At 74.0% G+C, this 23,538-nt stretch carries 17 protein-coding genes and 2 pseudogenes; 5 read left to right on the plus strand and 14 right to left on the minus strand.

The annotated features are described in order from the left end of the window. Positions 1-144 precede the first annotated feature (144 nt). Positions 145-4,200, plus strand: a complete 4,056-nt coding sequence (locus OU787_RS27475) for a bifunctional nitrate reductase/sulfite reductase flavoprotein subunit alpha (protein WP_268660952.1) — start codon at positions 145-147, stop codon at positions 4,198-4,200. A gap of 186 nt (positions 4,201-4,386) precedes the next feature. After that, the gene (locus OU787_RS27480) at positions 4,387-5,097 is read left to right on the plus strand and encodes a ferritin-like domain-containing protein (RefSeq protein ID WP_327059428.1); all 711 of its coding nucleotides are present in this window, start codon (positions 4,387-4,389) and stop codon (positions 5,095-5,097) included. Between the two features lie 3 nt (positions 5,098-5,100). Here the strand turns inward: OU787_RS27480 and OU787_RS27485 are convergent, their stop codons facing one another. From OU787_RS27485 to OU787_RS27535, 12 genes and pseudogenes are all read right to left on the minus strand, one after another. Beyond that, positions 5,101-5,592, minus strand: a complete 492-nt coding sequence (locus tag OU787_RS27485) for a DinB family protein (RefSeq protein ID WP_268660954.1) — start codon at positions 5,590-5,592, stop codon at positions 5,101-5,103. Between the two features lie 44 nt (positions 5,593-5,636). Beyond that, positions 5,637-6,899, minus strand: a complete 1,263-nt coding sequence (locus OU787_RS27490) for a phenylacetate--CoA ligase family protein (RefSeq protein ID WP_268660955.1) — start codon at positions 6,897-6,899, stop codon at positions 5,637-5,639. A 12-nt stretch (positions 6,900-6,911) separates the two neighbouring features. Continuing rightward, on the minus strand, positions 6,912-7,751 hold the full coding sequence (locus OU787_RS27495) for an SDR family NAD(P)-dependent oxidoreductase (protein WP_268660956.1): 840 nt from the start codon (positions 7,749-7,751) through the stop codon (positions 6,912-6,914). Next, on the minus strand, positions 7,748-9,061 hold the full coding sequence (locus OU787_RS27500) for an MFS transporter (RefSeq protein ID WP_268660957.1): 1,314 nt from the start codon (positions 9,059-9,061) through the stop codon (positions 7,748-7,750). The genes OU787_RS27495 and OU787_RS27500 overlap by 4 nt, the downstream gene beginning before the upstream one ends. Positions 9,062-9,072: 11 nt before the next feature. Further along, positions 9,073-10,290, minus strand: a complete 1,218-nt coding sequence (locus tag OU787_RS27505) for a phenylacetate--CoA ligase family protein (protein WP_268660958.1) — start codon at positions 10,288-10,290, stop codon at positions 9,073-9,075. Continuing rightward, positions 10,287-11,285 carry an ATP-grasp domain-containing protein gene (locus OU787_RS27510; protein WP_268660959.1) on the minus strand — a complete coding sequence of 333 codons (999 nt, stop codon included), beginning with the start codon at positions 11,283-11,285 and terminating at the stop codon, positions 10,287-10,289. The genes OU787_RS27505 and OU787_RS27510 overlap by 4 nt, the downstream gene beginning before the upstream one ends. After that, complete coding sequence (locus OU787_RS27515; protein ID WP_268660960.1) at positions 11,282-12,706, minus strand: KamA family radical SAM protein; 1,425 nt, start codon at positions 12,704-12,706, stop codon at positions 11,282-11,284. Before OU787_RS27515 ends, OU787_RS27510 begins: the two co-directional genes overlap by 4 nt. Then, a complete protein-coding gene (locus OU787_RS27520; RefSeq protein ID WP_268660961.1) occupies positions 12,706-14,475 on the minus strand; it encodes a class I adenylate-forming enzyme family protein in 1,770 nt (589 codons plus the stop codon). The genes OU787_RS27515 and OU787_RS27520 overlap by 1 nt, the downstream gene beginning before the upstream one ends. Positions 14,476-14,580: 105 nt before the next feature. Continuing rightward, positions 14,581-16,104 carry a flavin monoamine oxidase family protein gene (locus OU787_RS27525; RefSeq protein ID WP_268660962.1) on the minus strand — a complete coding sequence of 508 codons (1,524 nt, stop codon included), beginning with the start codon at positions 16,102-16,104 and terminating at the stop codon, positions 14,581-14,583. Further along, positions 16,101-16,388 carry a phosphopantetheine-binding protein gene (locus OU787_RS27530; RefSeq protein ID WP_268660963.1) on the minus strand — a complete coding sequence of 96 codons (288 nt, stop codon included), beginning with the start codon at positions 16,386-16,388 and terminating at the stop codon, positions 16,101-16,103. The genes OU787_RS27525 and OU787_RS27530 overlap by 4 nt, the downstream gene beginning before the upstream one ends. A 346-nt stretch (positions 16,389-16,734) precedes the next feature. After that, positions 16,735-16,992, minus strand: a complete 258-nt coding sequence (locus OU787_RS34910) for an AMP-binding enzyme (protein ID WP_442788656.1) — start codon at positions 16,990-16,992, stop codon at positions 16,735-16,737. A gap of 206 nt (positions 16,993-17,198) precedes the next feature. Then, a pseudogene (locus tag OU787_RS27535) lies at positions 17,199-18,290 on the minus strand (AMP-binding protein); the annotation flags it as partial. A 554-nt stretch (positions 18,291-18,844) separates the two neighbouring features. Here OU787_RS27535 and OU787_RS27540 point away from each other — a divergent pair. Next, on the plus strand, positions 18,845-20,074 hold the full coding sequence (locus OU787_RS27540) for a hypothetical protein (protein WP_268660965.1): 1,230 nt from the start codon (positions 18,845-18,847) through the stop codon (positions 20,072-20,074). Between the two features lie 125 nt (positions 20,075-20,199). On the opposite strand, the gene OU787_RS27545 is transcribed toward OU787_RS27540, so the two are convergent. Beyond that, positions 20,200-20,742 (minus strand): hypothetical protein, encoded by a 543-nt coding sequence (locus tag OU787_RS27545; RefSeq protein WP_268660966.1) that lies wholly within the window; start codon positions 20,740-20,742, stop codon positions 20,200-20,202. 219 nt (positions 20,743-20,961) lie between these two features. On the opposite strand from OU787_RS27545, the gene OU787_RS27550 reads away from it, so the two are divergent. Together OU787_RS27550 and OU787_RS27555 are read left to right on the plus strand one after the other, a co-directional pair. Further along, a complete protein-coding gene (locus tag OU787_RS27550; protein WP_268661936.1) occupies positions 20,962-21,726 on the plus strand; it encodes a GNAT family N-acetyltransferase in 765 nt (254 codons plus the stop codon). A gap of 177 nt (positions 21,727-21,903) precedes the next feature. Beyond that, positions 21,904-22,335, plus strand: a complete 432-nt coding sequence (locus tag OU787_RS27555) for a hypothetical protein (protein WP_268660967.1) — start codon at positions 21,904-21,906, stop codon at positions 22,333-22,335. Positions 22,336-22,357: 22 nt separating this feature from the next. Here the strand turns inward: OU787_RS27555 and OU787_RS27560 are convergent. Next, positions 22,358-23,478, minus strand: a pseudogene (locus OU787_RS27560) (IS630 family transposase). Positions 23,479-23,538 lie beyond the last annotated feature (60 nt).

Here is a 23,538-nt window from a genome sequence, read left to right on the forward strand (position 1 = left end):
CCGTAGCGTGTCCGGTGCCTCACCGGCGGGTCCGATCCGCTGTGCGGGCGGTGTAACCGTCGGCCGTGCGCCGCGGAGACAGCCGCGAAATGCGCTCTTCCTACAGTCGCCGCAGGCAGGTGCAGGTCGAACGGAAGGGTTCCCGTGGCCGGACAGGTGGCGCAGGATGCAGCGAAGCCGCAGCGACCGGGGACCGAACAGGTCAGGTCGGTCTGCTCCTACTGCGGGGTGGGCTGCGGCCTGCTCCTGGACGTCGGTACCGGCCCGGACGGCCGCCGCACCGTGCGGAAGGTCTCCGGGGACCCGGACCACCCGGCCAACCGCGGCCGGCTCTGCACCAAGGGCGCGACCACCGCGGACATGCTGGCCGCGCCCGGCCGGCTGTCCACCGCGCTGGTGCGCCCGGTCCGCGGCGGGGAGCCGGTGCCGGCGCCGGTAGCCGGGGCGATCGCCGACACCGGGCGGCGGCTGCGGGCGATCGTGGACGAGCACGGGCCGGACGCGGTCGCGCTGTACGTGTCGGGGCAGATGAGCCTGGAGGCCCAGTACCTGGCGAACAAGCTCGCCAAGGGGTACCTGCGCACCAACCGGATCGAGTCCAACTCCCGGCTGTGCATGGCCAGTGCCGGCACCGGCTACAAGCTGTCGCTGGGCGCGGACGGCCCGCCCGGCTCCTACCGGGACCTCGACCTGGCGGACGTGTTCCTGGTGATCGGCTCCAACGCCGCCGACTGCCACCCGATCCTTTTCCTGCGGATGATGGACCGGGTCAAGGCGGGCGCCAAGCTGATCGTGGTCGACCCGCGGCGCACCGCCACCGCCGCCAAGGCCGACCTGTTCCTGCAGCTGAAGCCCGGCACCGACCTGGCGCTGCTGAACGGCCTGCTGCACCTGCTGCACGCGGACGGGCACCTCGACGAGGCGTTCATCGAGCGGCACACCGAGGGCTGGGCGGCGATGCCCGACTTCCTCGCCGACTACCCGCCGGCCAAGGTCGCCGAGATCACCGGCCTGGCCGAGGCCGACCTCCGCAAGGCCGCCGAACTCATCGGCGAGGCGGGGGAGTTCACCAGCCTGTGGACGATGGGGCTGAACCAGTCCACGCACGGCACCTGGAACACCAACGCCCTGGTCAACCTGCACCTGGCCACCGGCACCATCTGCCGCCCCGGCAGCGGCCCGTTCTCGCTGACCGGCCAGCCCAACGCGATGGGCGGCCGCGAGATGGGCTACATGGGACCCGGCCTGCCCGGCCAGCGCACCGTCCAGTCCGCCGCCGACCGGGAGTTCACCGAGCGGCTGTGGCAGCTGCCGCCCGGCACGCTGCGCGCCGACGGCGTCGGCAAGGGCACCGTCGAGATGTTCGAGAAGCTCGCCGACGGCGAGATCAGGGCCTGCTGGATCATCTGCACCAACCCGGTCGCCTCGGTCGGCAACCGGAGCACCGTCATAGCCGGCCTGGAGAAGGCCGAACTCGTCATCACCCAGGACGTGTTCGCCGACACCGAGACCAACGCCTACGCCGACGTCGTCCTCCCGGCCGCGCTGTGGACCGAGACCGAGGGCGTGCTGATCAACAGCGAACGCAACCTCACCCTGGCCCGCCCCGCCGCCGACCCGCCCGGCGAAGCCCTCCCGGACTGGCGGATCATCGCCGAGGTCGCCCGCGCCATGGGCTACGCGGAGGGCTTCGACTTCACCGACGCCGAGCAGGTCTTCGAGGAGCTCAAGCAGGCGTACAACCCCGCCACCGGCTGGGACCTGCGCGGCGCCTCCTACCCGCGGCTGCGCGACACCCCCGTCCAGTGGCCCGCCGCCGACCCCGACGGGCCCGACCGCAACCCGATCCGCTACCTGCTCCCCGACGGCACCCCGCACTTCCCCACCCCCGACGGCCGGGCCGTCTTCCACCCCCGCCCGCACCTCGACCCGGCCGAACTCCCGGACGACGAGCACCCGTTCGTGCTGAACACCGGCCGCCTCCCGCACCAGTGGCACACCCTCACCAAGACCGCCAAGGTCGCCAAACTCGCCAAGCTCAACCCGTCGCCGTTCGTCGAGATCCACCCCGAGGACGCCGCCGCGCTCGGCATCGGCGCGGGCGACGGCGTCGAGATCGCCTCCCGGCGCGGCCGGGCCGTGCTGCCCGCCGTGCTCACCGACCGGGTGCAGCGCGGGAGTTGCTTCGCCCCGTTCCACTGGAACGACCTGTTCGGCGAGGACCTGTCGATCAACGCCGTCACCTCCGACGCCGTCGACCCGCTCTCCTTCCAGCCCGAACTCAAGTACTGCGCCGTCTCGTTGACCGCGGTGACCACCGCCGCGCCCGCCGACCCCGCGCCCCTCCCCGCCTTCGACACCGCCCCCGTCACCGCGGCCGTCTTCGGGCTGGACACCGCGCCCCCGCCCGTCCTCGGCGAGGACGAACGCCGGTACCTGGCCGGGTTCCTGGCCGCCATCCCGATCGGCCGGCCCGGCGTGCCGGTGCTCCCGGCCGACGCCCCGTTCGACCCCGTGCACGCCCAGTGGGTCAACGGCGCGCTGGCCGGCCTGTACTCGCGCGCCGCCGGCGCCGCCGCCCCCGCCTCCGCCGCGACCCGGCAACTGCTGGTCCTGTGGGCCTCGCAGACCGGCAACGCCGAGGAGTTCGCCGCGGCCGCCGCCGCCCGCCTCACCGCCGCCGGCCACCCCGCCGCCCTGCACGCCATGGCCGACACCGACCCGGCCGCCCTCCCCGCCGACGCCGACCTGCTGCTGATCACCTCCACCTACGGCGACGGCGAGGCCCCCGACAACGGCGCCGCGTTCTGGGACGCCCTCACCACCGGCGAACCCGTCCGCCTGGACGGCCGCCGCTACGCCGTCCTCGCCCTCGGCGACCCCAACTACCAGGACTTCTGCGGCCACGGCCGCCGCCTGGACGCCCGGCTCGCCGAACTCGGCGCCCAGCGCCTGGCCCCCCGCACCGACTGCGACCCCGACTACGAGGGCCCCGCCGGGACCTGGCTGGACGGCGTCCTGGCCGCCCTCACCCGCCCCGTCCCGCCCCCGCCGCCGCCCCCGCCCGCCGCCACCGCCCGCCGCAGCACCGTCCCGGCCCGGCTGGTCGGCAACCGGCTGCTCTCCGGGGCCGGTTCCGGCAAGGAGGTGCGCCGCTTCACCTTCGACACCCGGGACCTCGACCTCCCCCTCGACTACGCCGTCGGCGACTCGCTGGCCGTCCACCCCGTCAACCCGCCCGCCCTGGTCGACGAGTGGCTCGCCGTCATCGGCAGGCCCGGCGACAGCACCGTCACCCTCCCCGGCCCCGGCGAACTCCCGCTGCGCGAGGCCCTCACCCGCCACCTCGACATCACCCGGATCACCCCCAAACTGCTCCGCTTCACCGCCGAACGCACCCGCGACGACCGCGAGTTGCGCGCCCTGCTGCGCGCCGACAGCACCGACGTGCTGGCCGGCTGGACGTGGGGGCGGCAGGCCGTCGACGTGGCCGCCGAGTTCGGCGTCCGGGCCGACGCCCAGGAGTGGGCCGAGGTGTTCGGCCGGCTCCAGCCCCGCCAGTACTCGATCTGCTCCAGCCCGCTCACCGACCCCCACCTGCTCTCCCTCACCGTCTCGGTGGTCCGCTGGGACAACCTCAAGGGCCTGCCCCGCGGCGGCGTCTGCTCCACCCACCTGGCCGACGCCGACCTCGGCGCCACCGTCCCCGTCCACCTCCAGCGCTCCCCGCACTTCCGCCCGCCCGCCGACCCCGACATCCCCATGATCATGGTCGGCCCCGGCACCGGCGTCGCCCCCTTCCTCGGCTTCCTCGAGGACCGCCGCGCCCGCGGCCACCGCGCCGCCAACTGGCTCTTCTTCGGCGAGCAGCACCAGGCCACCGACTTCTACTACCGCGACGAACTCAGCACCCACCTCGCCGACGGCACCCTCACCCGCCTCAACACCGCCTTCTCCCGCGACCAGCGCGCCAAGGTCTACGTCCAGGACCGGATGCGCGAGAACGGCCACCACCTCTGGTCCTGGCTCCAGGACGGCGCCCACCTCTACGTCTGCGGCGACGCCTCCCGGATGGCCAAGGACGTCGACCGCACCCTCCACACCATCGCCACCACCCACGGCAACCTCACCCCCGCCGACGCCGCCGCCTACGTCAAGTCCCTCGCCGCCGAGAAGCGCTACGTCCGCGACGTGTACTGAGCCGCGAGGCCGGGAGAGGCCGGCGCGGCTATTTGAACGCGTTCAGGAGTGCGGTAGCGTACTGGTCGTGCGCCACCGAGCCGTGGCGTTCATCCCGGTACGCCCGCACGCCGTCGGTGCGGCGGGCGCGGCACCATGCACGAGAGCGGGGGCGGAGCCATGCCCGGAAGCGGGTTCGGTGGGTGGGTGGCGGAGTTCGAGGCGGAGCGGGCGCGGCGGGAGTGGATCGCGGACCCGGAGTGGGAGCACGGGGTCGAACTGCCCGCGGTGGTGGCGCGGAGCCTGCAGAAGTTCCAGGTGGGGGAGGACGGGGACGGGGCCAACCTGCGGGCCAAGGCCGACCGGGCGGGGGACCCGGAGTACTCGGCGGCGGTGCGGCTGTTCGTCGACGAGGAGCGCAACCACGCGCGGCTGCTGGCCGAACTGCTGGGCGCGGCCGGCGTCCCGCTGCTGGACGGGCACTGGAGCGACGGGATCTTCGTCCGGGTGCGCCGACTGCTGGGCCTGCGCACCGAGTTGATGGTGCTGATGGTGGCCGAGCTGGTCGCCGTCGAGTACTACCGCAGCCTGCGGGACGGCCTGGCCGACCCGCTGGCCCGCGAGGTCACCGACCGGATCCTGTACGACGAGCGGCGCCACATCCCGTTCCACGTCCGCCGGCTGCACCAGTCCTTCGCCGAACTCGGCCCGGTGGCCCGCCCGTTCGCCCACCTGACCTGGCTGCTGCTGGCCCTGGCCGGCGCCCTGTTCGTCGCCGTCGACCACGGCCCCGCCCTGCACGCCGTCCGGGTCTCCCGGGGCCGCTTCCTGCTGGCCGTCACCCGCCACGCCTGGTCGGTCGGCGCGCAGCTGACGGCCCGGGACGGACGGGCACCGGCGGAGCCGCTCCCCGAGTAGGGCCTACTCCCCGGTGGTGCCGTCGATGCGTTCGCGCAGCAGGTCGGCGTGGCCGTTGTGGCGGGCGTACTCCTCGATCATGTGGGTGACGACGTAGCGGAGGGTGAAGACCTCCTCGCGCCAGTGGACGGGGGTGTCGAGGGAGGCGGCGTCGTTGACGGTGGCGCGGGAGCGGGCGCACTCCTCGTGCCAGGTGCGGAAGGCCTCGTCGGGGTCGGCGGCGTCCACGTCGAAGGCGGCGTCGCCGGGCCAGTGCGCGGGTGCCCCGTCGCCGTTGACGACGTTGCGGAACCAGCTGCGTTCGACCTCGGCGAGGTGCCGGACCAGGCCGAGCAGGGAGAGGTCGGAGGGCGGCACGGCCCGCTGCCGGAGCTGTTCGGCGGTCAGCCCGGCGCACTTCATCGCCAGCGTCTCGCGCTGGTACTGGAGGAACTCGGTCAGGGAGGCGCGGTCGTCGGCCACCCGGGAGGGCTCGGTGCGCTGAAGGTCGCTCATCGGACCATCATGCCAACCCGGGTGGCCGGAGGCGGGGCCCGGGATCAGTGCGCGGGGCGTTCGTCGATGACCTGGCGGAGTTTGCCGGTGCTGGGGTTGGTGACGAGTGCGGAGCGCGGGACCCACTCCAGTTGCAGGGGGTGGATCGCGCCGATCGCGGTCTCGGAGACGTACGCGGGCCGGGCGTCGAGGACGGCCTGCCGGAGGGTCTCGGTGAGGGCGGCGGGCGGCGGGGCGGGGGTGGTGTGGCCGAGGCGGATGAGCAGGCCGTCGCGGCCGTCCCAGCGGCGCTGGACGAACTGCAGGCCGGTGATGCGGTGGTCGGGGTCGTGGGCGAGCAGGACGTCGCGGACGTCCTCGGTGGGCATGGTGACGATGCCGATCCGGGCGCCCTCGGTGGAGCGGCCGAGCAGGCGGAAGGTGGTGCAGGAGGCGTCGGTCCACTCGGCGCGGTCGCCCGCCGGGTAGCGCAGGATCGGGACCAGGGTGCGGAACAGGTTGGTGACCACGACCCGGCCGGGGACGCCGGGTTCGGTGATCGGCTCGCCGGTGGTGTCGTCGACGAGTTCGACCACGGTGCGGTTCGGGAAGGCCCGGTGGACGCGCAGGTCGTCCCCGGCGGGCACCGGTCCGGCGACCAGGCCGGCGTCCACCGAGGCGTAGCCGATCGAGGAGAGCGCGGCGTTGGGGAAGGCCGAACGCAGCAGCGGCCGCAGGTCGTTGAACAGGATGTCGCCGCCGAACAGGATCAACTCGACCTGCGGGGCGGGCCGTTCCTGCTTGAGCAGGGTCTCGGCGACGGCGGACAGCTTCATCGGCTCGCCCGCCAGCACGTCCACGCCGAAGGAGTGGACCAGGTCGGCGACGTACTCGTCGGGCGCGGTGGCCACCGGCAGCCGGACGTTGTCGATCGGCGCGTGGTGCAGGGCGCCCTCGATGAACAGGAAGCCGCTGTAGAACTCGCCGGCCCGGAACAGGTTGGCGACCTTCTGCCCGGGCTTGAGCCCGGCGTCGACCAGTCCGGCGCCGAACGCGCTGACCGAGTCGACGTGTTCGGAGCGGGTCCACGGCGAGAACTTGGGCGCGCCGGTGGTGCCGCCGGACTTGTAGACGGCGGCGTCGGTCAGCGGCCCGGTCAGCAGCCGGTTGTCCGGCCACCGGTTGGCGGACCAGAACGCGACGTGGTCGATGACGGGCAGCTGGGTGAGCGAGGTGACGACGGCGGGAACGTCGCGGTACAGCTCGGCGTAGAACGGCGAGTGGCGCCGGGCGTGGTCGACGAGCGCGTGAAGGGGCAGTGCGGGCACGGTGGTTGCTCCTCAGGGCAGGGGGGTCAGGCCGATCCAGTCGTGGGCGAGCCGCTGGACGGCGGCGCCGTCGCGGTCGGCGAGCTTGGCGTCCAGGTAGGCCGCCGCCCACGGCCCGGTCGGGATCCGGAACGGCGGCCGCTCCTCGGCCAGCGCGCGCAGCACCGCCGCGGCGACCTCCGCGGCGGGCTGCCCGGCGCCGGCCCAGTGCGCGCCGATCCGGTCGCCGTAGGCGGCGAAGGTGTCCGCGTACGGGCCCGAAGCGGCCTGCACGGTACGGCGGTTGACGTCCGGGAAGATGCCGAACCGGGTGTCGGGGACGTAGCCGGGCACCAGCACCGAGACCCGCACGCCGTGCGCGGCGGCGACCGGGGCGAGCGACTCCATGAAGCCCTCGACGGCGAACTTGGCCGCGCAGTACGCCTCGTTGAAGGGCTGGCCGACCACGCCGTGCACGCTGCCGATGGTCAGCAGCCGCCCGCCGGAGGCGCGCAGCAGCGGCATCGCGGCGCGCGAGACGGCGACGGTGCCGAAGAAGTTGACCTCCAGGTTGGCGCGCAGCGCCGCACTGGTGGACATCTCCAGCGTCGGGTCGAAGTTGGAGATCCCGGCGTTGTTGACCAGCGCGTCGAGCCGGTCGATCCCGGCGAAGCAGGCCGCCACCGACTCCTCGTCGGTGACGTCCAGCCGCCGCACCTCGGCCCCGGGCGCGGCCTCCCGCAGCGCGTCGGCCCGCTCCGGGTCGCGCACCGTCGCCACCACCTCCCACCCGGCCCGGCTCGCGGCGGCCGCGGTGGCCAGCCCGATGCCGGAGGAGCAGCCGGTGATCAGCACGCGTTGACGGACCGTCACTTCGCGGCCTCCGCAGGTTCGGTGGCGCCGTCGACCAGGGCGGCCGGATCGCCGACCAGGTCCACGGCCTTCGGCAGGCCGGCGTCCATCCGGGACTGGATGCCGAGCGCGGGCAGGAAGGAGCAGGCGGCGAGCAGGGTGCCGCCGACCATGGTCCAGCGGGCCGCGTCCAGCACGCCGAGCGGGCCGGTGAGCAGCGAGACGGCGAGGCCGCCGGCCAGCGCGGCGAGCGGGATGACGCCCCAGGTGGCGGTGCGGAACGCGGCGTGCATGACGCCCTGGTGCTGCGCGGACATCCGGGACTGCCGGGCGGGCGCCGAGCACACGTTGATGCAGGACATGAAGAAGCCGTAGCAGCCCATGGTGACGGCGATCACCGGCCCGGCGGGCAGCGCGGGCGCGGCCAGCACGCCCAGGCCGACCAGGCAGTGCAGCAGCAGCGCCCAGGCCAGCGTCCGTCCGATGCCGAGCCGTTCGCCGATCCGCGGGGCGACCAGCGCGCCCAGCAGAGCGCCGACCGCGCCCGCGGACATCGCGGCGCCGTACACGCCGACGGTGACGCCCAGGCCCCGGTAGGCGAGCACCGGCATCACGGTGACGAACACCGGGCCGCCGGAGTTGAGCGTGACGGCGGCCAGCACCACCCGGCGCAGCACCGGGTCCTGCCAGTTCAGCCGGAAGCCGAGGGTGAGCCGCTGCCACACCGAGCCCTGGGCGACGGTGGGCTGCCCCCAGGGCCGCATCCAGCGGAAGCAGGCCGCCGAGACCAGGTAGCTGGCGGCGTCCACCAGCAGCGAGGCCGCGCCGAGCGCCCCGTACAGGGCGGCGGCGATCGACGGCCCGGAGACCTCGGCGACCGAGCCGCTGCCCTCCAGCCGGGAGTAGGCGCGCACCAGGTGCGGCTGCTCGACCACCGCCGGGACGGCCACCAGGTAGCCGACGTTGAAGAAGATCGTCGCCCCGGAGACCGCCGCCACGCAGCAGAACAGCAGCGGCGTGGAGAGGAGGTCCAGCCAGTACGCGACCGGGATCGCCGCGACCGCCGCCAGCCGCACCAGGTCGCAGGCGATCAGGGTGCGCCGCTTGTCCCAGCGGTCCACCAGGACGCCCGCCACCGGGCCGAGCAGCGGAATGCCCAGGTACTGGGCCATGGCGACGATGCCGACCTGGAACGCGGAGGCGTGCAGCACGAAGATCATCAGGGTCGGGACGACGAACACCGTCACCCGGTCGCCGACGTTGGAGACCGACTTGCCGAACCAGAACAGGTTGAAGCCCCGGCCCAGCTGCTCGGGCTTGCGCAGTTTCACCAGCCCTCGTTTCACGCTTCCTCCCGGACCACGAAGCCCGCGGTCTTCCCGGTGCGCTCGTTGCTGACCAGCGCGTCCACCACCCGCACCCGCACCTGCTCCGGGTCGTGCACGAAGGCGGTGCTCAACGTGAAGGTGGCGGACAGCAGTTCGCGCCGCAGCGCCTCGGCGCGGTCCGGCGGCAGCGCGCCGAGCACCAGGACGTCCACCGACTGCGCCCGGCCGCCCCGCTCGGTGACCAGCACCTGGGCCCGGCTGACGCCCGGCTCGCGCTCGACCCGCGCCAGCAGCTCGTCCACGTGCAGGCCCAGCCCGCGGACCTGCACCACGTTGTCCCGGCGGCCCAGCACCCGCATCGCCGGGCCCGGCCGCCCGCACGGGCAGGGCGCCAACTCGCCCGCGTCGCCGGTACGGTAGCGCAGCACCGGGTTGAGCATCGCCGGGTCGAGCGAGGTGAAGTCCAGCAGCCCGCCGTCGCCGACGTGCACCAGCTGGTGCGGGAACGGGTGGAAGGTGTCGGCCGGGCAGTCGGGGGAGTTGGAGCCCACCACCCAGGTCTCGGTGGAGCCGAACATGCCGTGCCGGCGGGCCTTCGGCGCGACCGCCGCCAGATCCTCCTCCAGCTGCGGCTGCCACGCCTCGCCCAGCCACAACACCTTGCGCAGCGACGGCAGTTCGATCCCGGCGGCGCGGGCGTGCGCGAACCACAGCCGCAGCACGCTCGGGGTCCCGCCGATCGCGGTGACCTTCCGGTCGGCCAGGAAGCCCAGCCACTGCGGGTACTCCTCGGCCGTCACCGACCCGAGCGCGATCACCCGGCAGCCGGACAGGTCGGCCAGGCCCGCCGCCAGGAAGTGCGCGCCCCACATCCGGCCCGCGCCCCAGGCGTTGACGAACACGTCGTCCCGCTCCAGCGGCCGCCAGTGCTCGAACACCTTCGCCATGTAGAACCCGGTCGGCGCGTAGCCGACCTTCGGCGCCCCGGTCGAGCCGCCGCTCTGGAACAGCCAGGTCGCGCCGTGCTCGGCGGCCGGCTCCAGGTGCGCCAGCGCGGTGTTCAGGTCGTCCTTGGCCAGCGGCGGCAGCGCGGCCAGCTCCGCCAGCGTGCGCGGCGCCGGACAGGAGGCGTACCGGTCGCCGAACTCCGGTACGCCGCGCAGCAGTTCCAGCGTCCGGCGGGCCACCGCCAGGCCGTCCGCCGCCTGCTCCTCGGTGAGCGAGAAGGTCATCGCCGCACGCCCCCGTCCGCGAGGAACGCCGCGTGCGCGTCCCGGTAGGCGGCGAACCGGGCCCGGGTCACCTCCCGCTGCACCGGCCGGGCCGGGTCGTCCAGGTCCGGGGCGATCACCCCGTCCGGCTCCAGCTCGGAGAACCAGAACCGCTCCCCGTCGTGCAGGAAGTCCACGCAGAAGAACGGGATCGGCAGCTTCTTGGCGAAGTAGGCCGTGGCGTCGGCCAGTTCGGGCGGTACGGGGCAGAACTCCATCGACCCGCCGCGGCTGGCGTTCGCCACCGGCGAGCCCGCCTCCGGGGTGCGCCGCAGCGCCGCGTACGGGCGCCCGTCGACCACGTACACCCGGTAGTCGACCGTGCCGTCCCCCAGGTACGGCTGCGCCACCAGCACGGTGTCGCCGCCCTGCGCCAGGCTGGCCAGGCCGCGCACGTCCTCCCGGGAGCGGGCCAGGCAGATCCCGCCGCCGCCGCACCAGCCGGACGGCTTCACGATCGCCGGGAAGGACAGGCCGTCCAGCGCCGCCTCGTACTGGTGCTTGGAGACGTCCCGCCCGGAGCCGATCCGCACCGACGGGACGGCCGGCACCGGCGAGTCGGCCAGGAACAGCACCGTCGCCAGCTTGTCGTTGCCCAGCAGCGACACCTGCGCCGGGAACGGCAGGTAGAACCCGGCCTGCTCCAGCACCGTGCAGAGCGTCAACTGGTTGAACACGTCCATCGACTGGTACGGCAGCGAGTACAGCGCCGTGATGAACAGGGTGTCCTGCGGCGTCACCCGCTCGCCGTCCACGTACACCCGCGGCCGCGCCGGGTCGGTGCCGTCCACCGTCACCGCCTCCGGCGCGTGCATCGTCCACGCCAGGCCCAGCTCGGCGGCGATCTCCGCGTACATGTCCCAGAAGTAGTGCTTCCACATCGCCCCGGACCGGCTCGACTCCCGGTCCGGGAAGATCCAGCACATCCGGCGCAACGGCGCCCGCTGCTCGCTCACTCGCTCTCCTCCAGCTCACTCAGGTCGAAGTTCCCCGCGGCACCGGCCCGTTCGGCCCACCAGGCCCGGCCCTCCGGCGGCAGGGTGTCCACCGGGTCGACGTACGGGTACCGGCGGCCCAGCCCGTCCGGGCCGAACGCCCCCTCGCCGCCGCGCAGTTCGAGCCCGGTGCGGTAGTTCTTGGTCCACCACGAGATGCCGCGCACCCGGTCGTAGCCCACCGCCTGGTGCACCCAGCGCTTGCCGACGTGCGGCACGTCCGCCACCAGCCGGGGCGTCGCGTAGCCCGGCAGGTAGCCGAGGATCGCCTCCTGCAGGCGCTGCGCGGCGGCCAGCGGCAGCCGCCAGTGCTCGGCGTTGGGGATCACGTCGCACAGGTAGAAGTAGTAGGGCAGGACGTTGGCCTCGCCCTGCAGCGCGAAGCACAGGTCGAGCAGCGCCTCCGGACTGTCGTTCACGCCGCGCATCAGCACGCCCTGGTTGCGCACGTCCCGCACGCCCGCGTCCAGCAGCCCGCGGGCCGCCTCCGCGACCAGCGGGGTCACCGACGCCGCGTGGTTGGCGTGGGTGTGCACCGCCAGGTTGACCGAGCGCCGGGCCGCCAGCCGGGCCACCCGCTCCATCCCGGCCAGCACCTTCGGCTGCAGCCAGTGCTGCGGCAGGCCGACCACCGCCTTGCTGGCCAGCCGGACGTCCCGCACCGAACCCAGCTCCAGCAGCCGCAGCAGGAACGCCTCCAGCCGCGGCCACGGCACGTTCGCCAGGTCGCCGCCGGAGACCACCACGTCCCGCACCGACGGGGTGCGCTTGAGGTAGTCGAGCATCTGCTCCTCGCGGTCGGCCGGACGCAGCACCAGCCGGGCCTTGGCGACCTGCGGGGTGGAGCGGCCGACCAGGTCCATCCGGGTGCAGTGCCCGCAGTACTGCGGGCAGGTGGAGAGCAGCTCGGCCAGCACCTTGGTCGGGTAGCGGTGGGTCAGCCCCTCCACCACCCACATCTGCGCCTCGTGCAGCGAGTCCCGGGCCGCCAGCGGGTGGCTGGGCCAGGCCGGCTGCCGGTCCGAGCGCACCGGCAGCATGTAGCGCCGCACCGGGTCGGCCAGGAACGCCTCGGTGAACGCGGCCGGCACCAGCGGCGCCCCGACCGCCATGGTGTTCAGCATCTGCGGCGGCACCAGCACCGACATGGTCGCGAACTCCCGCTGGTCGGCCGCGAGTTCGTCGTAGAACCGGTCGGTCAGCAGCGGCCCGAACACCTGCCGCAGCTGCCGCTCGCCCTGCACGCAGTGCGAGCGCTGCCACTGCGCGTCCCGCCACTGCGCGGCCGTCACCTCCCGCCAGCCCGGCAGCCGCCGCCAGTCCGGTTCGACCAGCGGCTGCCGCACGTACTGGTACGGCTGCGGGGTGTACCGGCGCCCCATCAGGAGGCTCTCGGGGCGGCCGGGACGGCGGCCGGGGCGGCGGTCGGGGCAGTGGCCGTACCGGTGGCCGGGCCGGTGAGCAGGCCGGCGTGCCGGGTGCGCAGCTCGCGCTTGAGCACCTTGCCGGTCGGGCCGAGCGGGAACTCCGCCTCGGTGCGGGCCACCCGCAGCGCGGCCAGCTCCGCCAGTCCGGCCCGGCCGAGTTCGGCGTTGGCGGCCGCCAACAGCCCTGCCTCGTCGGTGACGTGCGCCCCCTCCTGGAGCAGCACCACGGCCACCGGCCGCTGCCCGCCGGCCGGGTGCGGGACGCCCACCACCGAGCAGTCCCGCACCAGTTCGGCGCAGTCGGCGAGCAGCACCTCCTCCAGCGGCAGGCTGTACACCGGCCCGTCCAGGGTGTCGATCACGTCCACCGTCCGGTCCAGGTGGAAGAACCGGCCTTCGGCGTCCCGGTAGGCGACGTCGCCGGTCAGCCAGTACCCGGACCGGTGGAAGCTCGCCGTCAGCCGCTCGTTGTTCCAGTACCCCGGCGTGATCGAGGGCGCCCGCACCGCCAGCAACCCGGGTGTCCCGTCCGGGACTTCGACGCCGTCCTCGTCCAGCACGGCGGCCCGCTCCACCACCTCGGACGGCTTGCCCACGCAGCGGTCGGCACGCGCCGTCTCCGGCGAGGTGACCTGCCCGAACAGCGCCATGCCCATCTCGGAGGAGCCCAGCCCGTCCACGAACTGCGAACCGGGCAGGGCCGGTTGCCCCTCCTTCTCCTGCGGCAGCAGCCACGGCCTGACCAACCCGGCCGGGCGCTCGCCGAGTTGCACCAGCCGCCGGACGTGCCCGTAGTGCGCGCTGTCGCCGGTGTTGAACCAGGAGTGCACCCGGGCCGCGCCCCGCACCGGCAGCTCGCCGGTCGCCAACTCGACGAAGGTGCGCGGGAAGGAGGCCACCATGGTCGGCTGGAACGCCTCCATCACCGGCTCCACCACCGAGCGCCGCCAGCCCGCCATCACCACCGTCGGCAGGCCCAGCAGGGTGGTGGTCAGGAAGTAGCTCAGGCCGCCCGCGTGGGTGTGCGGCATCAGCGACATCAGCCGGTCGGACGGCTCGGCCGGGAAGCGCACCATCCGCGGCTGCTTGCCCTCCCAGAACTGCCGGTGCGCCAGGATCGTCGACTTCGGGGTGCCGGTCGTCCCCGAGGAGTGGATCAGCGCCACCACGTCCTCGGGCGCGTGCCGGTACGGGTACTGCTCCGGCAGCGCCGCCACGGCCGGGTCGGACGCCTGCACCTCGGCGGTCAGCGCCAGGAACCGGGGCCGGCGGCGCGGGTCCTGCCGGTACGCCGCGGACAGCCGGGTGGTGTCGTCCGCGACCACCCCGACCACGCCGACGTGGTCCAGGTAGCGGACCATCACGTCCGGCCGCATCGCGTCGTTGACCAGCGCGGGGACGGCGCCCAGCGCGGTCAGCGCGAAGAAGTGCAGCAGCGGCTCCAGCCCCTCCGCCACCACCACGCCCACCGGCTCGCCCGGCCGCACCCCCATCGCGTGGTACCAGGCCGCGTACCGGTCGCGCAGCGCCGCCAGGTCCAGCAGGCTGTGCCCGACCAGCACCACCTGCCCGCGGTGGTCGAGCCGGTGGGAGAACGCGTACGGCACCGCGCAGTTCGGGTTCGCCTCGATCGCCCGGTCGAGGAAGTTCCCCGCCCCGAGGTCCGGGTCGGTCATGAACCGCTCCCGGACGGGCAGCGGGGCGAGGGGCGTCTGGTCGCTCATGGGAGGTCTCCAAGCAGGACTGGTCGCCGGGCCCGCCCCCGTGGAGCGGACACCGGTCCGGGAAGAAGCCCGAAATGATTGAAAGCGAAGGGATCTGACGGTTCGTCAGTTGCCGGGCGGGGCGGCGTTCGGGTCGGTGGAGTTCGGGCCGGTGGCGCTCGGGTCGGTGGCGCTCGGCGCGGCGGAATTCGGCCCGGTGGCGCTCGGGTCGGTGGCGCTCGGCGCGGCGGAAGTCGGCCCGGCGGCGTTCGGCCCGGCGGCGAGCAGGTCGGCGGCCGCCCGGCGGCCCGAGCGGACCGCGCCCTCCAGCAGGCCGAAGAACTCGGTGCTGGTCTCGGTGCCCGCGAACCGCACCCGGCCGTGCGGGGCGGTCAGCGTCGGCCCGAGCGCCGTCCAGTCGCCGGGGCCGAACAGCGCGGCGTAACAGCCCCGGCTCCACGGCTCGTTGACCCAGTCGGTGAGGTGGAAGCCGATCGGCTCGGGCAGCATCGGGAACAGCCGCCGGGCCTGGGCCAGCGCCGCCGCCCGCTGCTCGCCGGGTTCCAGCGCGGCGTAGCGGTGCGCCTCCGCGCCGGTGACGAAGCCGGTCAGCACGCCCGGCGAGCCCTCCGGCGGGGTGTCGTCCACCGTGGACAGCAGCGGGCCGGCCGCGTTCACCGACCAGCCGGACAGACCGTGCGCCCGCCACACCGGCTCCGGGAAGACCAGGCTCAGCTTCACCGCGCAGCCCCGCTCGGTCCGCGACGCGGCCCGCGGCACCGGCAGCCCGGGCCGGTACCCGATCGCGTCCGCGAGCAGCGGCGGCACCGCCACCACGGCCGCCTCCGCCCGGTAACTCCCTTCCGGGGTACGGACGGTGACCTCCGCATCGGACTGCTCGACGGCCAGCGCGGGCTCGCCGGTGCGCAGCACCCCGCCGGCGTCCAGCAGCCGCCGGGCCAGCCGTTCGCACAGCCGGTGCGCGCCGCCCGCGACCCGGTCCTGCTGGGCGCCGCCCGCGAAGGCGTTCAGGTAGCGCAGGCCGCCGCCGGAGCGCAGGTAGAACGCCATGTGCAGGACGGAGACCTTCGCCGGGTCGGCGGCCATCATCTCGCCGAGGAACAGCGGGAAGAACAACTTGGCGTCGGGGTGCGCGAGTTCGCGCTCGGCCCAGTCGGCGGCGGTCAGCGCGTCGAGCCGCTCGGCGTCCGGGGTCAGCCAGGGCGCGTCCGGGCGGACGGCCGCGGCCAGCTCCTCCAGCCGCTCGAACAGGTCGCCTAGGGCGACCGCGTTCAGCGGCGGGAACCGCCCGTCGGCGGTCGCGCCGTCGCCGTCGCCGTCCCGCAGCGCGAACCGGCTGGCCCCGGCCATCTCGGTCGGCGCGGTCTTCAGGTCGCAGGCGGCCAGCAGGGCGTGCAGCTCGGTGTGCCGGTCGCCCAGGTACGCGGCGCCCGCGTCGATCCACCGCCCGGGCGCCACCTCGATGCCCCGGGCCCGCCCGCCGACCCGCTCCCGGGCCTCCAGCACCGTCACCCGCACCCCGTGCTCGGCCAGCTCCACGGCGGCGGTCAGCCCGGCCAGGCCGGCGCCGACCACCAGGGCCGAACGCGGGGCGGCGGGCCGGGACGGGGTGAGCGCGGCGGCGCTCACCGGGCGGCCGCGCGGGCCGTGCTGACGCGGCCGGCCAGGCCCGCCGGGGTCGGGTCGGCGAGGAACTCCTCGAAGGTCAGTTCGACCCCGTGGGTGCGGGCCACCGCGCTCAGCACCCGGGTGGCGACCAGCGAATCCCCGCCCAGCAGGAAGAAGTTGCCGTCCGCGGGCACCTCGGCCAGCTCCAGGACGCGGCGGAACACCGCCGTCAGCGAGTCGAGCAGCTCCGCGCCGGAGGGGGACGGCGGGGCGGCGGGCGTGACGGCGGGCATGTCGAGGCTCATCAGGGGTCTCCTTCGACCGGTGCGGGGTGCGCGTGGTCCGGTGGTGCCAGCGGTGCGTGGTGCGCGGTGCTGTGCGTGGTCGGGTGGTGCGGAGTGCAGCGGTACGCGGTGCGGTGGTGCGCGGTGCGACGGTGCGGTGGGTGCGCGAGGTGGTGCGCGGTACGGCGGGACAGCGGTGCTGCCGGTTGCCGGTTGCCGGTTGCCGGTTACCGGCTGCCGGGCTCGCCGCGGGGAAAGGCGGCGGGCTCCGGCGGGACGGTTCGAGCGGGGTGTTTCAGCCAGGGTGTTTCAGTCGGAGCGGCTCGGGCCGGAGCGGCTCGGGCCGGGGCGGCTCAGGTGGGGCGGCTCAGGCCGGTGCGGCGGCCCCGGCGTGCAGGCGGTGCGAGGCGGCGCGGTCGATCTTGCCGCCGGCGGTGCGGGCCAGCTCGGGGACGACCGCGAGCCGGCTCGGGACGAGGTGCGCGGGCAGCGACTCCCGCAGGTGGCGCAGGAGTTCCTCGGCGGTCGGCGGCGCCGGGTCGGCGGCCCCGGCGCGCGGGACGACGTAGGCGACCAGCGCGGTGCGGCCGGCCAGGGTGGTCGCGGTGACGGCCGCCAGCCCCACCCGGGGTGGGCGCCCAGCGCGGCCTCCACCTCGGCCGGGTCGACCCGGATGCCGCGGATCTTCACCTCGTGGTCGATCCGGCCGCGGTGGGTCAGCAGCCCGTCCGGGTCCCGGGAGACCCGGTCGCCGGTGCGGAACCAGCGCCGGCCGGCCCGCTCGGTGAAGCGCTCCGCGGTGGTCTCCGGCAGCCCGGGGTAGCCGGTCGCCAGCGCGGCGCCGCCGATCAGCAACTCGCCCTCGGCGGTGAGCAGTTCCTCGACGTGCGGCAGGGCGCGGCCGATCGGCGCGCGCTCGGCCGGGTCCCAGCGGCGGCCCGGCTCCGGGGTGTCGGGGCCGAGCAGGTCCACCGCGTGGGTGATCAGGGTGGTCTCGGTGCAGCCGTAGGTGTTCAGCAGCCGGATCCGCCCGCTGTCCGCCAGCCGGCTCCAGTCCGCCAGCCGGGCCGGGTCGGCGGCCTCGCCGCCGATCACCACCAGCCGCAGGCAGGCGGGCAGTTCGGCGTCCGGGCCGTCCTCCGCGAGGTGCAGCACCAGTTCGTGCCAGAACGCGGTGGGCAGGTCCAGGACGGTGACGCCGCGCCGCTCCACCGCCCGCAGCAGCCGGGGGAAGGAGGCCGAGTGCGCCTCCGGGTCGAACACCAGCCGGGCCCCGGCGGTCAGGGCCGGCAGGATCTCCTCGAAGCAGGTGTCCCAGTTCAGCGAGGCGAACTGCAGCACCCGGTCCTCGGGACGTACGTCGAACAGTGCGCGCAGCGACCCGGCCACCGCCGAGATCGCCCCGCGCGGCGTCAGCACCGGCTTCGGCCGCCCCGTCGACCCCGAGGTGAACAGCAGGTAGGCGGGATCGTCCGGCCCGACGGCCACCGGCGGCCGGGACCGCTCCGCATCGGCTCCCGTCGGTAACTCGCCCGCCCCGCCCACCGGTTCGAGGTGCGGCAGCCCGAGCGCGGCGGCCTGCCCGGCCGCCCCCACCAGCGCGGTGCACCCGGCTGCGGACGCCATCGCCCGCTGCCGCTCCACCGGGAAGGACGGGTCCAGCGGGACGTACGTGCCGCCCGCCGCGAGGATGCCCAGCAGCGCGGTCACGGTCTCCGGCGCGTGCCGGGCGGACACCGCCACCGGTCCCGGCCGGTCACCCAGCGCATCCGCCAACCTGCTTGCGGACAGGGCGAGTTGACGGTAGCTGAGGGTGCTTCCGGGAGAATCGAGCGCGACCCGTTCGGGCCATCGGAGAGCGGTTTCCGCGAACGCGTCGAACAGGTCGGGACCCGGTCTGTTGACGCCGCCTTTCTTTGACATGAGCGCTCCAAGAAAATGCCCGGAGGTGACCCGTCCGTGCTTCGGCGAACCGGGACTCTACCCCGCGCCATCCGGCCCCACAATGGTTGCTGGGCGGACCGTTCGAGGAATCCGTGCCCGACTCGTGAACGCCCGCCACCCGCCCATTGATCACGTTCCGTGATCACCGGAACCGGCCCGGTGCAGACCCGTGGCCACCCGCCCCGCCCCGCCACCACCCCGGCCGGGCCCGGCGGGTGACCGTGCGTCAGCGAATCGACGCCCCGTTCCGCGGGCCGCCCGCCGGCTCCCCGGAAGCCGCCCGGAACGCGGCGGAAGGGCCCGCGCGGGCGATAGCCGCCCCGGCCGACAGAGTGTGCTTGGTGTCCGAACCTACTTTTCCCGGGTAAAGACCAGCCCTCGCATTCCCGGGGCCGGACGCAATCCCCGAAACCACCGCCCCCTCGCCCCGGAACCCATCCGCCCCCCGCCCCCGGAACCCGTTCCTCCACCGCCGTTCCGCCCGCCCCCGCCCGCGGTGACGCGCCGTGACCGACGGCAGTACCATCTCCCGGATGACGACCACCGCGCTGCTGGTCGACGCCGCCGTCCTCGGCTCGACCGCCGCCGCCCTGCTGCTCGCCCCCCGGGCCCTGCGCACCCCGACCGCGGACCGCGTCCCGACCGCCGCCCGCACCTCCGGTTCCGACCGCACCTCCGGTCCCGACCGGGCACCGACCCCCGACCGGGCACCGGCCTCCGGCAGGGGCGTGCGGCCGGAAATCCTGCTGGCCGCGGTGACCGGACTGCTCTACCTCAACCAACTGCTCTGCTCCGCCTACCTGGTGCGGACGCACGGCGGCGACGCCGGGTACGTCACCCGCTACCTGCCGCCCGGCTGGTTCGCCGAACCGACCGGCCACCCGGCGATCCGGGCGCTGGCCGCCCACCTGCCCGCCCCCCGGCTGTTCGCGCCGACGGTGCTGCGGGTCCAAGCGTTCCTCGAACTGCCCTTCGTCCTGACCGCCTACGCGACGGTGCTGCACCGCCTCAGCCCCGCCCTGCTGCGCGCCACCCTCGGCTCACCCGCGCTGCTGGCCGCGGCCGCCACCTCCTACACCCTGGTGTTCGGCGCCGTCGAATGGGGACTGCACAACCCGTGGACCGTCCAGGACGTGACGATCCGGGTGCTCTCCGCCCTGCTCACCACACCGCTGCTGCTCCGCGCCGCCCGCCGCGCACCCGGCCCCGAACGCCGGACGGACACCCTCGGACTGCTCCGCTTCACCGCCGAACTGTGGGCCGTCGGCACCCTGGTGATGGTCGTCTACGACACCGCCCTGCTCTACAACCTCCGCCACCTGCCCGCCCGCCTCCCCGAGGCCGCCCTCGCCCTCGCGGTCCTCACCGCCACCACCCGCGACCGCCGCCCGCCCACCGCCCGGACCGGCCCCGGCACCACCGCCCTCGCCACCCTGCTCGGCCGCACCCTCGCCCTGTTCCTGGTCCCCGCCCTCGCCGTCCGCTACGGCCTCGGCTTCGCGCATCCCCGACTCGCCGCCGCCGCAGCCCTCCTGACCGCCCTCGCCGCCCTCCACCACCCCCACCCCCGCCGAGCCGCCCGCCCCCTCCTCCTCGCCACCCCCGCTGCCCTCGCCACCGCCTACCTCGCCCTCCACCTCCACCACGACACCTACCCCGAAACCGCCCTCCTCCGCGCCATGGCCACCCTCCCCGCCACCGCCACCCTCCTCCTCGCCCTCACCGACCGCCCGGGCCGGGCATACCGGAAACCACTCGGCTGACGCCCGGCCGGACGGTTCCTGACACCACATCAGACCGTCCGTGACGACTACGCGCCCCATCCGACCACCGACCACCGACCACCGACCACCGACCGCCGAGCAACGTCACCCGAGCCGGACTTCGGTCACGGCTTGTCGACGGTGAGAGTGGAGGGCTCCACGCCCCGCCACGGAATCCACACGAAGCCCGGAGCGAACGGGGCGAAGTGGCGTCCCGCCCCGAGATCGCGGTGGAGCTGCTCCGACACCACCAGGCCGCCAGGGACTCCGTTCGCGAGCTCGTCAGCCAGATCCGCTCGCAGATACTCCGTGTCGATCAGCGAGTCCGGGTCCCATCCGACCATGGCCGCCAGGTACCCGTCGAACTCCGCGAGCAGGCCGTAGAGGCCGCGGCCCAGCTCGGTGAGCTCTTCCGACGTCAGTCCGATCCGCGGCAACCTCCGGTCCGGCGCCGCGCCGAAACCCACCGCAACCGGCAGGACGGAAAGCTGCGCGTACACCACGGACTCCGAGTACTCCGAGGATTCCGAGGTGATCGTCGCGGGATGCAGCGGGATGCGATGGTGTCCAGCCTTGAGCGGCGGCCATCCCGCTGCGGTCGCGGCGGCCACCCGAGCAGCCTCGAGGTCGTCCCCGAAGTTGACCACCAACGTGAACATGACTGCCACAACGCCCCCTGCATGCATGCGCGAACCGCCGTGCAGCCTACGGGGCCGGCCGCCTACCGGCCAGGGCGAACGTTGCCTGACGCGGTACCAGGACGGGTGTCGGAAGTGCTGCTCACCGGCGTGACGCTGCCGAAAACGGCGTGCAATTCCCAGCTGGTCGTGCTGGGATCAACCACCATGAACGATCATTTCTCGGATGAAGCCGACTTGGCGGACAGGATGGAGCAGAACCTGGCGGAACACGCCTGTCACCTGCACCGGAGGATGCCCGGTGCGACCGTCACAGCGACAGACGACGTCCTGGTCGCGGACAGCGGCCTGGACGACGACACGTTCAACATCGTCGCCGCGGCCCGCTTCACCGAGGCCGACGCCACGGCCCGCATCACCGAGACGGTCGGGGCGCTGGCCGGTACCGGGCGCGGTTTCTCCTGGTGGGTGGGTCCCGCCTCGACACCGGCGGACCTCACGGCCCGCCTGACGGCGGCCGGCCTGCCGGAGTCCGAACGGGAGACGGCGATGTGGGCCGAACTGGACGACGCCCTGCCGCCCGCCGATGTCCCGGGACTGGACATCCGGCCGGTGACCACGCCCGAGCAGCTCGCCGACTACGCGACGGTCCTCGCCGCGAACTGGAATCCACCCGCCGAAACCGTCCGCGAGTTCTTCGCCCGGGCCGCCCCGCAGGCGCTGGCCGAGACCTGCCCGGCCCGGTACCTGGTGGGCTACCTGGAGAACCGCCCGGTCTGCTCCGCCGAAGTGTTCCACCACGCGGAAGTCGCCGGCATCTACAACATCTCCACCCTGGCCGCCCACCGCCGACGCGGCTACGGCGGCGCCATCACGCTGGCCGCACTTCGCGCAGCCCGGGAGCGGGGCCGGCGCATCGCCGTCCTCCAGGCGTCGACCGACGGAGAACCGGTCTACCGCCGCCTGGGGTTCCGCTCCTGCGGCCAGTTCGTCGAACACGCCGTCACCCCCTGAACGACCGGCACCCCACGAGCCGCCCGCCGTCCGGCCCGGTCCGCTGCGGGGTACGCGGATCCTCCCGGGCACGGGCTAGTGCTCTGACCGCATACGTTCACCGGGTGAGGGCTGATCTGGGCCGTGAGCTACGGTGATCGCCGAATGTAGTGGTGGTGTTCGGGCGGGGAGGTCGGCATGGCGGAGATCGAGGTTCCGGGGCCTGAGCCGGAGTGGGAGATCGCTCCGTCGTACCAAGGTGGGAAGCGCAATCCCGCGTTCCAGCAGAGCATGTGGGAGTTCGCTGCCAGCTCCTTCCAGTTGGTGGCCGGGCTGAAGCCGCCACTGGAAGCACTTGCGACACGGTTGCGTCTGACCCTCGAACGAGGCTGGGAAGACCTCGGATATGTCGACGTCGCCATGTTCCGCGTCGAGCGGGTCGACTTTGCCCTGAGCAGGATCGAAGGAGCGGTTGTCCCCAACACGTTCGTCTGGGTGAGCCGCTCGGCGGACGACGTGGAAGTGGCGCTGGACATCCTTCTCGGCGCCCTCGGTCTTGACCGCGAGGCGCTGGCCTTTCGCGGCACTGTGGAGACGGGCTTCGAGATGTTTGACGGCTCCACCGGGTGAGCGACCCCGCCGAAGCGGCCGTTCACGCCGCTTCGGTCAGCGGCCTTCCTCCCCAGCGGAGGCCCTTCTCGCTGCGGATTCGGGCACGTTCGCGGCGTTGGGCGTCGAGGACGTCGGGGTGGCGGGCGTTGGCGTTGCGCCAGCGCAGGTAGGCGTGCAGGGCGCGGGTCTGGACCGTGTGGTTGGGGTGGTTGGAGTTCGTGAGGGTGAACTGCCGCAGCGGCCCGAAGTGCGCCTCGATCGGGTTCGCCCAGGAGGCGCTGGTCGGGGTGAAGCAGAGGTGGACGTTGTTGTCGCGGGCCCAGCGGCGGATCTTCTTGCCGTTGTGGGCGGAGAGGTTGTCCAGGATCACGTAGACCGGCGCGCGGTCCGGGCGGGCGGCTCGGATCGAGTGGAGTGCGGCCAGGGTGTTCGCGGTTCCTTTGCGGTGCCGGTTGACGCCCCAGAGGGTGTCGTCGCCGATGGAGTAGCAGCCGTGGAAGTAGGTCACGCCGTGGGTTCGGTGGTAGGTGGCCGGCAGTCGGTCGGGTCGGCCCTGCCTGGCCCAGCAGTTGCCGGCGGTGGGGCGTATGCCGAGTGGGCCGAACTCGTCGAAGGCGAATGTCCGGTCCGGGAACCGGTCGAGGACGTGCTCGATCCGGCCGAGTTTGGCGTCACGGTCCGGGTCGGTGGATTCCTTCCAGGTCTTGGTGCGTTGGAAGGTGACGCCGCGTCGGGCGAGCAGGCAGCGCAGGGCCCCGCGGCCGATGCGGATCACCCGGCGGTGGACCCGGCGCAGGTAGGCGAGCAGTTTCCGGATCGACCAGCGGGTGAATGGCTGCCCGGGCTTGGCCGGGCGGGGGTGGCCGTCTGGCCGACGAAGTCCTCGTCGTCAGGGTTGAGCAGGCGGGGACGGCCTCCCGCCCACTGAGGGTCCAGGCAGGCCAGCCCCATCTCGTTGAACCGGTGGATCACATCCCGCACGGTGTCCTCGTCCGCTTGCACCAGTTGGGCGATCACCGGCACCCGGTTCCCGCCGGTCGAGGGCAGCAGCATCATCGCCCGTCGATAGCGCACCGTGTTGGTGCTGCCCCGATGCACGATCCGCTGTAACTGCCGGCCCTCCTGGTCGGTCAGCCTCCTGGCCTTGACCGGCTCCGCCACCCCGCCCCCAACCCGTTGGATGTCCGTCTCATCCAACCGGTTCCGGCCCCGCCAACCCGG

It is taken from the genome of Kitasatospora sp. YST-16 (assembly GCF_026802215.1).
GTDB classification, from domain to species: domain Bacteria; phylum Actinomycetota; class Actinomycetes; order Streptomycetales; family Streptomycetaceae; genus Kitasatospora; species Kitasatospora cineracea.